At 41.5% G+C, this 13,355-nt stretch carries 11 protein-coding genes; 4 read left to right on the top strand and 7 right to left on the bottom strand.

Translation table 11 applies throughout. The features are described from left to right. Nucleotides 1–86: 86 nt before the first annotated feature. Nucleotides 87–1,679, bottom strand: coding sequence for a SulP family inorganic anion transporter (locus CSV75_RS07925; protein ID WP_099675399.1), 1,593 nt, complete (start codon nt 1,677–1,679; stop codon nt 87–89). Between the two features lie 450 nt (nt 1,680–2,129). On the opposite strand from CSV75_RS07925, the gene CSV75_RS07915 reads away from it, so the two are divergent. Next, entirely contained in the window at nt 2,130–2,867 is a 738-nt protein-coding gene (locus CSV75_RS07915) for an SDR family NAD(P)-dependent oxidoreductase (RefSeq protein WP_099675397.1), read from the top strand. Nucleotides 2,868–2,930: 63 nt separating this feature from the next. Here CSV75_RS07915 and CSV75_RS07910 read toward each other — a convergent pair whose 3' ends face one another. From CSV75_RS07910 to CSV75_RS07895, 4 genes are all read right to left on the bottom strand, one after another. Next, on the bottom strand, nt 2,931–3,620 hold the full coding sequence (locus tag CSV75_RS07910; RefSeq protein WP_099675396.1) for a C40 family peptidase: 690 nt from the start codon (nt 3,618–3,620) through the stop codon (nt 2,931–2,933). Between the two features lie 351 nt (nt 3,621–3,971). Then, on the bottom strand, nt 3,972–5,624 hold the full coding sequence (locus CSV75_RS07905) for a b(o/a)3-type cytochrome-c oxidase subunit 1 (RefSeq protein ID WP_099675395.1): 1,653 nt from the start codon (nt 5,622–5,624) through the stop codon (nt 3,972–3,974). Nucleotides 5,625–5,627: 3 nt separating this feature from the next. Next, nucleotides 5,628–6,128, bottom strand: a complete 501-nt coding sequence (locus CSV75_RS07900; RefSeq protein ID WP_099631148.1) for a cytochrome c oxidase subunit II — start codon at nt 6,126–6,128, stop codon at nt 5,628–5,630. Nucleotides 6,129–6,154: 26 nt separating this feature from the next. Beyond that, complete coding sequence (locus CSV75_RS07895; protein WP_233189615.1) at nt 6,155–6,292, bottom strand: cytochrome c oxidase subunit 2A; 138 nt, start codon at nt 6,290–6,292, stop codon at nt 6,155–6,157. Between the two features lie 339 nt (nt 6,293–6,631). Here CSV75_RS07895 and CSV75_RS07890 point away from each other — a divergent pair, with 339 nt between their 5' ends. Both CSV75_RS07890 and CSV75_RS07885 read left to right on the top strand, forming a co-directional pair. After that, nucleotides 6,632–7,336, top strand: a complete 705-nt coding sequence (locus CSV75_RS07890; RefSeq protein ID WP_099675394.1) for a glucosamine-6-phosphate deaminase — start codon at nt 6,632–6,634, stop codon at nt 7,334–7,336. A 259-nt stretch (nt 7,337–7,595) separates the two neighbouring features. Then, a complete protein-coding gene (locus CSV75_RS07885; protein WP_099675393.1) occupies nt 7,596–8,054 on the top strand; it encodes a C40 family peptidase in 459 nt (152 codons plus the stop codon). Between the two features lie 95 nt (nt 8,055–8,149). On the opposite strand, the gene CSV75_RS07880 is transcribed toward CSV75_RS07885, so the two are convergent. After that, nucleotides 8,150–9,058 (bottom strand): accessory Sec system S-layer assembly protein, encoded by a 909-nt coding sequence (locus CSV75_RS07880; protein ID WP_099675392.1) that lies wholly within the window; start codon nt 9,056–9,058, stop codon nt 8,150–8,152. Next, nucleotides 9,055–11,418 (bottom strand): accessory Sec system translocase SecA2, encoded by a 2,364-nt coding sequence (secA2, locus tag CSV75_RS07875; RefSeq protein ID WP_099675391.1) that lies wholly within the window; start codon nt 11,416–11,418, stop codon nt 9,055–9,057. The genes CSV75_RS07880 and secA2 overlap by 4 nt, the downstream gene beginning before the upstream one ends. Before the next feature lie 288 nt (nt 11,419–11,706). Between secA2 and CSV75_RS07870 the strand changes: the two genes are divergently transcribed. Next, on the top strand, nt 11,707–12,750 hold the full coding sequence (locus tag CSV75_RS07870) for a glycosyltransferase family 4 protein (RefSeq protein WP_099675390.1): 1,044 nt from the start codon (nt 11,707–11,709) through the stop codon (nt 12,748–12,750). The last annotated feature ends 605 nt before the right edge of the window (nt 12,751–13,355 follow it).

The raw sequence follows: 13,355 nt of genomic DNA, 5'->3' as shown, positions 1-13,355 counted from the left end.
CTTAGTTTCATTGTTTCGCCTACCACGACAGTTCATACACTTCACCTTTAAGCAATACTGACCACTTACTAGCTCAAATCCAAGACTCATTGCATAAAGAAGTTATCTTCACCAATTTTGTCATATAAACCACTCCGTTTGAACAAGTTTACTTTCTCGGGAGGTACTTTCTTAAATATAAGTCGTTTGTTTTGGCGGTCTGCTTCGTCGAGCATGGCGGAAAGGGCTGCTTCACCAGTGGCATCGATAGCTGTTAGATTTTTCATGTCCAAAATAATCGTCTTCTGCTCAAGATTCAATAATTCAGGATATCGATCCTCGAAGTATTTGGCTGTACCGAAGAACAGAGGACCAGAGAGTTTGAATTTGATCAGCTCAGATTCATTTCCCGTAGATAACTTGAATTTTTCAACCTCTGATAGTTTACTCTTTTTAATATCCAATGAGCCGCTCATCTTGCGTAAGAATGACAGGGCAGCAAGCAAGATTCCGACTTCGACTGCGATTGTTAGATTCACGAATATGGTCAAAAGAAAAGTTGTCAGTAACACAAGTGAATCACCCGAGCGTAACGAAGCGATTTGGGCGAAGGCCTTTCGTGAGCTCATATTCCACGCGACGAACATCAGAATGGGTGCCATTGCGGCCAACGGTATATAAGAAGCATAAGGTGCAAATAGTAATAAGAAAGCTAAGACAAATAAACTTTGCACAACACCGGAGATCGGACTGACCGCGCCAGAACCGATATTTGTGGCGGTACGCGCAATGGCACCGGTAGCTGGGATTCCACCGAATAATGGTGTAATGATATTGGCGACACCTTGACCGAATAATTCTTTCTTGGAATCATGCTTGGGTACCTTACTTTTCATTCCATCTGCAACGACTGCGGAAAGCAACGATTCGATTGCACCGAGTGCAGCAATGATTAAAGCAGGTTGCCATAGATTCACTAGTTTAGCGAACGTGATTTCAGGAAAATGAAAACTTGGCAGATGTTGCGGAATGCCACCGTATGCTGTCCCAATCGTTTCTACTTTACCTGGGAAGAACAACATCGAGCAGATAGTAGGAACCAACAGCGCAATAAGGAGCAACGGAATTTTGGGAGCGATTTTCGGTAATAGGAAGATGACGACGAGACCGATTGCGGCAGTCAGGATACTAAAAGTATTGACGGTATGAAATTGACGAGCGATTTCCACCATGCTTTCATGGAAGAACTCTTTTTTCTCTACTCCCGTCAATCCAAAGAAGTTTTGGAATTGTCCAGTAAAAATAATCACTGCTATCCCGGCAGTGAATCCGATTGTCACCGATCGCGGGACGAAATGAATGAGATTACTGACACCGAGAAAGCTCATAATGACCAGAAGAATACCAGCGAGAAATCCAGCGATCAGGAGATCTTCGTAACCGTATTGCAGTACAATAGCTAGTAATATGGGAATGAATGCGCCAGTAGGGCCAGCGATCTGGTAACGTGAACCGCCTAGCAACGCGACTAAAAGTCCAGCAATAATCGTAGTATAAAGCCCGTATTCCGGTTTCACACCGGAAGCAATTGCAAAAGCCATCCCAAGTGGAATGGCTACAATTCCAACAGTAATCCCTGCAATCAAATCCTGCCGGAAGCCCGCTGCATTATAAAGTAGATAACGTGGATCTTTGAACATGTTTGTTCACTTCTTCCATTTTTAGAGTATATATACAACACTAATTATACCGTATGCATAAGGTCTATACAAGGAATGTATAAATGTTCCGTTGTTGAAGAAGATAGTATCGAATCGTATAATTGAATCCAATATACTTTAATGTTAAAGTATATAGTATATAAATTGAATTAAAGATTTTAGGATACACTAAGTTGATTGGAGAGGAAGGCGGCGTGTGCAATGATGTGCTCCTAACGCTTCGCTTTTACTCGCAAAAGCCGTTCTTCGTGACGGCTCTTCCAGCGGGAACAGCACGAGCTGAAAGCCCCGCAGGTAGCGTAGCGGACGAGGATATTGAGGCCGTGCCCGCGGAACGCGTCCGCCTGGAACGGAAATCAACGGTTCCCATGAGATTACTACTTCTTAAGTTCAACTTATATAGTAACGACAATAAAGGAGAGATATAGGATGAGCAGATTACAAGACAAAGTAGCATTCATTACAGGTGGAGCATCCGGTATGGGTGAAATGATGGTAAAGCAATTCACGGCAGAAGGCGCGAAAGTAATTGCAGCTGATATTAATACAGCAGCACTTGAAGAGAAGTGGGGCGGTCAGGACGATATTCTCCCTATCCAATTGAATGTGACTGAAGATGCAGAGTGGAAAGATGCTATGAAAAAGGCTGTCGATCATTTCGGTAAAATTGATATTCTTGTGAATAATGCCGGGATCTCAACTGAAAAAACTGTAGACCAAATCACGATTGAAGACTGGCGCAGACTTTCAGATATTAATAGCTTCGGTACATTCCTAGGCATGAAGCATGCTTCAATATATATGAAAGAAGCGAGAAAAGGTGCAATCGTTAATATTTCTTCTTATACTGCTTTGGTTGGTATGGGCTTGAATCCATATTCTGCATCTAAAGGCGCGGTACGTGCAATTTCCAAAGCAGCGGCGGCGGAATATGGACATGTAGGAATCCGTGTAAACACAGTATTCCCAGGAGTTATCGAAACACCGATGGTTGCAAATCTTGAAAAGTCTAAGGCTCAACTTGATATGTTGATTAAAATGACCCCACTCCAACGTTTAGGTCAACCGGAAGATGTGGGGAATGCGGTACTCTTCTTGGCATCGGATGAAGCGTCTTATATTACAGGTGCGGAGCTTGTGATTGATGGTGGTTATTCAGCACGTTGAGTAAAACAATAAATAAAACGGGTTGTCCTACAAGTCATTATGACTTACAAGACAACCCGTTATTTATCTTACGTCTACAAAGCGTTTAAAGCCCATAAAATGTGCGTTCCAATAAGAAGAATCGAGTGAGGCGACTTCGATAGCTTTTGTCCCCGCATGAATGAACTTATTGTCTCCTAGATAAATACCGATATGTGAGATGCCGGGACGATATGTATTTTGGAAGAATAACAAATCACCCACTACCGGATCTTTTATGAATAGAGAACGGTTATAGAAACCGATCGTATCTAATCGTGGAACTTTAACGCCAGCTTCGTTGAATGCATAAAAAATGAATCCGCTACAATCAAATCCTGCCGGGGTTACACCAGCCCATACATATGGAGTTCCTAGCAAAGGCTGCGTAATAGCTTCTAATTTTTTACCTAGCGTCTGGCTAGTAATAGGGGGATTTGGCTGTGTCACTGGCTTGCTAGATGATAATGTACCCAATGAATTAGTAGAAGAAACAGTTTTTGAAGAGGTTGCTTTATTTTCTACTATTAGTCTCTGTTTAACTTTGATATCATTAGAAGTAAGAGAATTCAGACGTTTTAGTTCGGTTACCGTAATCTTGTACTGATTGGAAATCTTGTAAAGAGTATCTCCTGCTTGCACAACATGCGTTTTCGATGCGGCGGCAACACTGCCAACTGAGATGCTTGTTGCAAGCAAAAAAGAGGCGATCGCGGCTAGGGCAATTTTCTTCATTTCGACGTATCTCCTTTTAGTATACTAGATTTGGTACTTTGTACTGCAGAGTATTAATTTGTTATTAAACCTATAAACCTATCATACAATACACTATTGGATATTAAACGTATCTTTGGAACTATCTTTACTTAGTAATTTAATAGTTGGTTAGGTTTAATACGTGTGAAAATACCCTGAAATTTATTTTTGTGGACTTGAAACAGTTCTGAAGACTTGCTACTTGTTCATGACGATTATATATTTTATAAGAAATTGCTGAGGTTTATTTTATCGCACCGTGTAAATTGTGGAAAAAAGCCCGTGAATAATCCGGATAATACGACGGATTATTTAGGGCTTTTCTGCTGTTTAAGAACGTCCAATAGGCCAGTCAAATGGAATGGATCCAGGAGGAGAGTGCTTAATGATATCGATCATCGGTATCGTATACGCGAATAAAATCAATACAATAGTAATACCAACCCATAAATACCAGTTCTCCAATATTCTCGGTGATTTCTCAGCATCTACTTCTTCTTCAGCGATTGGATATTCTTCGTAACCACGTGGAGCGAAGAATGCCAATTGAATGAAGATGTAGAACATCAATAGAATACCAACGAATAAAATGGTTCCGCCGACAGCCTGCCATATCTGATAGCTGATCCATGTAGAAACTTGATCTCCACCTGCGTACTCAGAGAATGCTGAACGACGTGGTCCGCCGATTAACCCTTGAATGTGCATGGAAGTTGACATGATGGTCATACCAATTGCCCAAATGAACGTCTGAATGATACCTAATTTATTCAATGTAGGAGTCAATCGGCGTCCAGTCAAGTGAGGGATCAACCAATACGCAATACCGAAAAACGTTAAAATAACGGTTGTTGCAACTGTTAAGTGGAAGTGCCCTGTTATCCAAATCGTGTTGTGAACAAGCGAGTTTACTTGGTGAGAAGCGTTAATGATACCGCCTGCTCCACCTGGAATAAATGCCACCATACCCACGAAAGGTGCTAAGAACCGAACGTCTTTCCAAGGAAGTTTTTTGAACCAGCCGAATAGAGATGTATAACCTTTTCTTCTGCCTGTGATTTCAAATGTCGCGAATAAAGAAAATGCAGTCATCAGAGAAGGGATGACTACCATGAACGTTAAGACTACTTGGATGAACTTCCAAGTTGGATCAATACCTGGCTCAGTCAATTGGTGATGGAATCCGACTGGAATCGAGAACATCAACAATAAAATGAACGCTAGTCTAGCTAACGGATCGCTGAATAGTTTTCCGCCGATGATTTTCGGGATAATTGCATACCAAGCCATGTAGGCAGGTAATAACCAGAAGTATACGAGCGGGTGACCGAAGTACCAGAATAATGTACGTGTCAATAATACGTTAACTGTTGCGACGTAGCCAAGTGACCAAGGCAAGATCAATACGATGACTGAGTATGCTACACCAAGTGTTGCAACGAACCACATAATCATATTGATGACTACCATGAATGCTAGTAAAGGGGACTTTTCACCTTTATGGGCTTTCTTCCATACATATAGTTGACGGAAGTTAGTGAAAGCGGCAATCCAGCTCCCTACAATGACGAAAGTCAGACCGATGTAGAAAATAGGGTGTGCGCGAAGCGGAGTATAGAATGTATACAATACAGAAGCTTCACCTGTTAAGATCATCCATGCAGATAACACCGTACCAACCAACATGACCCAGAATGAAATCCAACCCCACATTAATTGTTTGTCTGAAATACCGACTGTTTTTCCCATAAGAGAAAATTGGAAACCGACGATGAAGAACGTAGTCAAAACTAAACCGAGTATGACACCGTGTGTCGTTAGAATCGTATAGTAATCAATGTTGAAAGGTAATGTGTATTTACCAGAACGAACTAATGTCTGAAGCAGTCCCATCAATCCACCAATTAAAAGAGAGATAAATGTGACATGCATAAAGGCCATATACAATCTGGATTCTTTTTTTGAGAAATTAAATAATTCCATGAGTTAGTACACCTCCACTGTGCCGAACATCAAATGGTGACCGATGCCGCAATATTCGTTACAAACTACCGTGAATTCGCCGTTGTTTTTCATGACGGATTCGAAGCGACTAATATGTCCAGGTTCGACCATCATGTTGACATTTGTACCTGCCACTTGGAATCCGTGGACAACGTCTTTACTCGTTACTTGGAAAAGAACTGTGGAACCTTTTGGTACACGAATCGTCTTAGTAGCGGTTCCGTCTTCTTCTTTGCCGAGGTCATAGTTAAAAGCGGAAGCGACAATATTGACTACGTATTTACCGTCAGCAACTTCTGTCAAACCGAGATTATCAGGTTGGAATGATTCGTTCGCTTCGACGTTTTGTGGATCGATTGTTTCGATATGACTTTGTGGATGTGTTCCTTTCCAGAACGCCGCAAAGCCAATAATGAGTAAGAATAAAACCAATGATGCTAAACCGAACACAATCCATACTTTTTCATACTTATGCAAATGCATAATGTTTCCTCCTTTAATGCTAGTTATTATCTAGATAAGAATAATCCGTAAGCGCCGAACCACATAACAAGAATGACGATCCCGATGATCATCACCATGATCAGGGTACCTTTTAAATTCGCTTCTTCTTTTGGTTGATTTGTAGAAGATATCTTCTTGCTCAATACGGCCACCTCCTTGTCTAAATGGAATTCATACTTTTATCATAATACTAGCGAGGGAATAAAGTATTAGGGAAATCCCTATGAATAGAAGATTAAACGTAATGTTCACAATATGTTCAACCACTTTACATGCTTTTGTCATACGCACTTTGTTGTATTTATGATTTAAACTAGGTTGAAGGATCTGTCGGAATAGTTCGTTAGATTCACAAGGGAAATTAAGTGTAACAGTGAGTGAATTAGGGAATACGGAGTGAGGTCACATGTATTCAATGTTGACCGTATGTTGAATTGAAATTATAATATTATTAGGTAAAACCTAGGAAGCCGGTGTGTGAAATGGAAAATGTGAAATGGATAACAGTGGAAAACCCCGATGAAGGGGCCAAAGAAGTATTTAAACTGATTTCTGAAGAACTTCATAATAATAGATTGCATGTACTGGGATTGGCTACAGGCAGCACGATGATTCCGATTTACAATGAATGGACTAATTCGTCGTTAGACTTTTCAAATATTACCGCATTCAATTTAGATGAATACGTCGGTATTGACGCAGACAACCCGAATAGCTATGCATACTTTATGAATCAGCATCTATTCAGTAAAAAGCCGTTCAAAGAAACGCATATTCCGAATGGCATGGCTGAAGATTTAGATCAGGAGTGTAAAGATTACGAGAATAAATTGAATTCTAATCCGTTAGATATTCAACTTCTTGGAGTAGGGGAGAATGGTCATATCGCATTCAACGAACCAGGAACGCCATTTGATTCTGTAACACATGTTGCGACACTGACAGACTCTACACTGGGCGTTAATAGTCAATACTTCGAAAACGATGATAAGATTCCGAATAACGCATTAACGATGGGGATCTCTTCTATTGTAAAGTCGAAGAAGTTGATCATGGTGGCGTTTGGTGAGAAGAAGCGTCCGGCGATGGAGAAATTAAAAGCTGGAGAAATTACAACGGAGTGGCCGATTACAAAGCTATTGCGTCATGAGGATGTAATTGTGATCACTGATTTACAGCTTGATTGAGTAGAATAGAGTATTATTAGAGACTATCCTGGAAGTGCAAGCTGACTTCTAGGGTAGTCTTTTTTGTACAATACAATCAACCTAGTACATGGCTTTGCCAATTTTAGACACGTATATTTCAAGCGTAACATATTGTTTGTTCTCTGAAATAATCTTGTTACATTACTGTAATAATTATAGAGTTTGTAAAATGCTAAGATAAGTACATCTAAACAGACAAGTAAACTACTAAAAATACATACTATTATTGGAGGAACTTATGAATCTATTACAAAAAGTTATTTCAGTCCTAGCACTTACCACACTTTTAATCGTCTCGCCATTTGCGGGACAAGCAGATGCAGCGGGTAAAACAACGAATATCACAAAGACAGCAACTAGTTTAACGGGTATCAAATATCGCTATGGCGGTACGACTAGAGCAGGGTTTGATTGCTCAGGTTATGTTGGGTATGTATTCAAGCAAAATGGATTAAAAGTAGCAAGAACATCTAAAGCGATGTATGCATCAGGGCGTGCTGTAAAGAAATCAAATCTACGTAATGGTGATCTAGTATTCTTTAACACGACAGGACGCGGTGTTTCTCACGTTGGAATTTACGTTGGAAATGGCAAGTTCGCACATGCTTCTACATCAAAAGGTGTGCGTGTAGATAGAGTGAATGATACGTATTGGGGCAAGCGCTATATAGGTGCGAAGCGTGTTGCGGGTATATAATAGAAGAGACATCGATCTTCCTACGTGGAGGATCGATTTTTTTTGCGAAAAAATACCGGATAGAGAAGGGGAGACCCCATCTTATCCGGTAAATATTAGTTAGTTGCGTCTTGTGGAACGCGGATTGTCCAACGAGAGAAATCCGGTTCTTCTTTCTTCACTAATTCCTTAGGATAGATGAATGTCCAAGGAGTCGTGCTATTTGCTTTCACGGAAAGTGGAGGATTGAGGTCGAATGTTCCTCGTGCTACCAATTCTCCTGTTGCGTCAATCAATTCAAGCGGTAACTTTTCAATATTGATTTGTTTAGAGTGTCCGTTCCGAACGAAAACGGATGCTGCAATCGTACCTTCATCTTGTGATTGGATTTGGAATCCAGCGATATTTACTTCGCGTGGCTTCAATTTCGGAAGGTCGTTGACAATTTTAGATAGCGCTTCTTTTTGCTCAGCAGGGAGTTGTTCTTCCCATGTTGGTGCCAATTCCAATTGATGTGGCATCATCGAGTGAACGTTGAATGCAAGCTTCCAATTCGCTGCAGGGATTTCTTCTACTAATTGATCTTTCTTTTCGAAAACGAATACCCATGGACGGGCACTGCGCGCCGGGATTTCACCTAACTCATTCAAATCGAACTCCGCAGATGCGGCTGTATTGCCCTCTTCATCAAGTAATAATAGCTCGATTTCGCCTACAGTGATCGCTTGATCAAGTGAAGAACGGAAGAATGCTTTAACTAACCAGCTACCGTTTGCAGGTTCCAAATCAATATCGATACCTGATAAGGAGATTTGATTTGGTTTTAATGGCTCTAGTTCATTTGCTAGGAAACGAAAAACATATTCCTGCTCCTGCGTTAGGTTCCATTGCTCATGAAGAGATAATTCTGTTTCGATATCTTCATCGCCTGAAACAGCTTGGCCATTTTCTAAAATTTCTTCGGATTCAACTGTACTGTCCAATCCGGTTTTTTCGGTTTTTTTGAATAAATTGAAGAGTTTCATTGGGAAACCTCCTGTTCTGTATTGAGTTGCTTCATGAATGCGATAATCTCAGACGCAATATCCCGGCGTAGGCGTTGATAGTGCTTGGCGAATAACTGCAAGCCTTCACGCTGGTAAATACGCATAGGATCTTCTTGTCCGTATGAACGCAATCCAATTCCTTCTTTTAGACGAGTCATTACTTCCAAATGCTTAACCCACATCGTGTCAATATAGCTCAACATGACTTGTGGCAACAGTTGGCTCACTTGTTCATTATCAGTGAAAGTGTCAATAAATGCAAACAACTCTGCCATTTCTTCATCGTACTCTTTCATTATATCTGCGGTTCTATCTAATGAATTGGGAAGATTCACCGGCGTCAGTAAAAGTGCGTTCATAGTCCGCTCGATACGATCAAAATCCCAGTTATCGGCAATTTCATTTTCTGGACAACTATCTAACACAACGAACTCCACTGTTTCTGACAACATCGTCTTGAGTTTATCGAAAATGTCATCGCCTTCAAGTACGCGATTACGTAAAGAGTAGATTACTTCACGTTGATCATTAATGACATCATCTAATTTTAGATTATACTCACGCATAGAGAAGTGCGCGCCTTCCACGATACGTTGTGTTCGTTCCGTCAGTTCATCTACTTCAGGGTTCAGTACTTTACCATTCTCATCCGTACGGACCTTCGTCAAGAATTTCTCGAGTTCTTCAGGAGAGAAGCGTATGTACATTTCATCTTCTAAAGAAAGGTAGAATTGACTTTCTCCATGGTCACCTTGACGACCTGAACGGCCTCGTAACTGATTATCTACACGACGACTTTCATGTTTTTCTGTACCTAATACAAATAGTCCACCGTTTTCTTCCACGCCTTCACCTAGGACGATATCCGTTCCGCGACCTGCCATATTCGTAGCGACGGTAATATTGCCCGCTTGTCCAGACTCGGAAATCAATGAAACTTCCTGTTCGACACTTTTCGCATTTAATAGATGGAACTTCAATCCTTCATCACGTAAATACTTGGCGACTGCTTCGGACTGGAGAATAGATGTAGTACCGACCAATACAGGTTGTCCCTTTGCGTGACGAGAGGCTACTTCTTTTGCTACTGCTTTATACTTTTCTTCTGTCGTTCTGAAAACGCAATCAGGGGCATCGATTCGTGCACGTGGGCGGTTCGTCGGGATTTGGATTACATCCATATTATAGACTTCACGGAATTCCTTCTCCTGAGTTTTTGCAGTACCTGTCATTCCGCAAAGCTTTGGATACATACGGAAATAGTTTTGAATGGTAATTTGCGCTTGTGCTTTATTTTCGTCTGTAATATCGACGCCTTCTTTCGCTTCAATTGCTTGGTGAAGACCATCTGATAAAGTTCTACCTTCCATAATGCGGCCAGTGAACATATCTACCAATTCAATTTTTCCGTCTCGTACGATGTAATCGACGTCACGCTTGAAGATGACGAACGCACGGACAGCCTGGATGACGTAGTGATAAAGTGTTTGGTGATCTAAATCATACAAGTTCCCAATACCGAATGCTTTCTCGACTTTTTCAATACCTTTTTCGGTAAGGGAAGTTGCCTTTGTTGCTTCGTCAAAGTCAAAATCTTCATCTACTTTAAAGCGTTTGGCTAGGCGAGCTGCGATATGGTGAAGATCCGCATCGGCTTGCGTTTTGCCTGCTACAATCAATGGTGTTTTCGCTTCGTCAATCAAGACGCTGTCGACTTCATCGATAATAGCGAAGTGATAAGGTCGCTGCACCTTTTGAGAAGTGTGTTGCACCATGTTATCCCGTAAATAGTCAAAGCCGAATTCTGTTCCAACACCGTACGTAATATCTGCTTCGTAGGCGGCTTGCTTCGCTGGTCCTTGCATCATCGGAACATTCAATCCAACAGTCAATCCAAGGAAGCGATGAATTTGACCGATTTGATCAAAGTCTCGTTTTGCCAAATAATCATTGACTGTAATGACGTGAACGCCTTTACCTTCAAGCGCGCGTACATAGGATGGGAGAGAAGCGACGAGTGTTTTCCCTTCACCGGTCGGCATTTCAGCAATATTACCTTCTGTTAATACAGCACCACCGATTAGTTGCACATCAAAATGGCGCATACCGAGAACCCGTTTAGATGCTTCACGTACGACTGCGAATGCATCCGGCATAATGGTCTCGACAGTTGCGCCGTCTTCCAACTGTTGTTTGAATTGCTCTGTCATTTCAGATAGATCATCATCAGACATAGCGATATATTTAGGTTCTAGTGAATTAATCTGCTCCACAATTTTGCGGTATTTACGCAATTGTCGTTCACTCGTTCCAGTTCTACGTTTAAAGATTTTTAACATGAATAAGACGCTCCTTTATAAATCTCTATCTTAAATGAGAGATTCCTATCTATTTTACCAAAAGGATCGATAAAAGACTATCTATATATAGATAGAGAAGAACAATAGATTGATCACAATTTACCACATGTAAAATGGTTAAATCCTTGTTGTGGCGGTATTAATTAGGGTTTGCAAGTAAGCGAGTAAGGGAATAGATGAGTAATGCATGCTAAATGATGAACTCTAGCAAAAATTATGTTATACTACAAGGAGATATGTACTTAATGCTATTTGGGGAGGAAAGACATGTTATTCATTGCAATGTCTGTAGCTTTTATCGCTGCAATCATACTAACACCGCTAGTCATCAAATTCGCGTATCGGATCGGTGCGGTTGACCGCCCCAATTATCGGAAAGTTCACGCGAGAATCATGCCTAGAATCGGCGGGCTCGCAATCTTCGGAGCGTTTATTATTGGATATGCTATATTATTGCCAAAAGACGAGCACGCAGTAAGCATCCTAATCGGTGCGGTACTGATCGTCATGATTGGCTTTTTAGACGATATGCTGGAAATCACAGCAAAAGCAAAAATGTTAGGCCAACTAGCGGCTGCGTTAGTTGTGGTCCTATGGGGCGGATTACAAATTGAATTCATTAACTTACCGTTCCTTGGACAGCTTGACTTTGGGTATTTAAGTATTCCGATCACGATCATTTGGATCATCGGAATCACGAACGCCGTCAATTTGATTGATGGATTAGATGGTTTAGCAGCAGGTGTTTCCACGATTGCGCTCATTGCCATTACGGTAATGGCCCTATTAATGGGAGATGTCTTTGTTGCTGCTACAGCTTCCATATTGGCAGCTAGTTCGCTTGGATTCTTATTGTTCAACTTCCATCCGGCGAAAATTTTTATGGGCGACACTGGGTCGCTGTTTCTCGGATTTATGATTTCGGTACTGGCATTACTCGGATTTAAGAATGTTGCCGTTGTATCACTAGTTATTCCGATTATCATGCTAGGTGTTCCAATTTCAGATACATTCTTCGCGATTGTTAGACGAGTTCGCATGAAGCAGTCTATTACAGCGGCAGATAAGTCGCATTTGCATCACTGTTTATTGCGCGTAGGTTTCTCCCATAGACAAGCTGTACTTACGATTTACGGTATTGCGATTCTATTTGGAGCAGCCGCAGTATTGTTCTCACAAGCAACAGTGTGGGGCGCATTGCTTTTGATCTTCGTCATGTTGCTTGTGATAGAACTGTTTGTAGAATTGATTGGTTTGGCTGGGGCGAATTATCGTCCGTTGTTAAATTTAGTACGCATGATTGGTAAATAAGTAAAACGAGTCCTTGTCTGCTGCGAAGCGGATGAGGGCTTTTTTGTTGACCTTGGATAGTGAATTTGTAGTAGGGAGCGGAAAGGGGAATGCGCCGTTTCGCTACGTTCCAGGCGGACGCGTTCGGAAGGGCTCGCGGTGAGCCAACCAGGTCGCTTCGCTTCCTTTTGGTTGTCTCACCTGTCGAGCTGATCCTTCCCGAGTCGCCGCCTTGCACTTCGCTTCACTAGTGTTTCTTTCTTGAACTTGTATTTTGCACGTAAATAGATTCGATGAACAAAATTAGGTCAGTTAACAACTTCAATGTACTATTAAACTATTTATAGTCGCAAGGTAGGATTTACGTTCCAGGCGGCGACTACAGCGCGAGCTGAAAGCCCCGCAGGGAGAGCCGTTGCGAAGTACGGCTTTTGCGAGTAAAAGCGAAGCGTTAGGAGCACATCTTTGCACTCGAAGTGGACGAGGAGATTGAAGCCGTGCCCGCGGAACGCGTCCGTCTGGAACGTAAATCCCAAACCACTAGCTAATTACACTCTTTAATCGAACCTACTCCTTTTCCCTATCTATAACAAAAGCGATGAAACCAGTTAAGGTCACATCGCTTC

Source organism: Sporosarcina sp. P18a, from assembly GCF_002743135.1.
Taxonomy (GTDB): Bacteria; Bacillota; Bacilli; order Bacillales_A; family Planococcaceae; genus Sporosarcina.
This window is presented reverse-complemented; position numbering and strand designations above follow the sequence as displayed.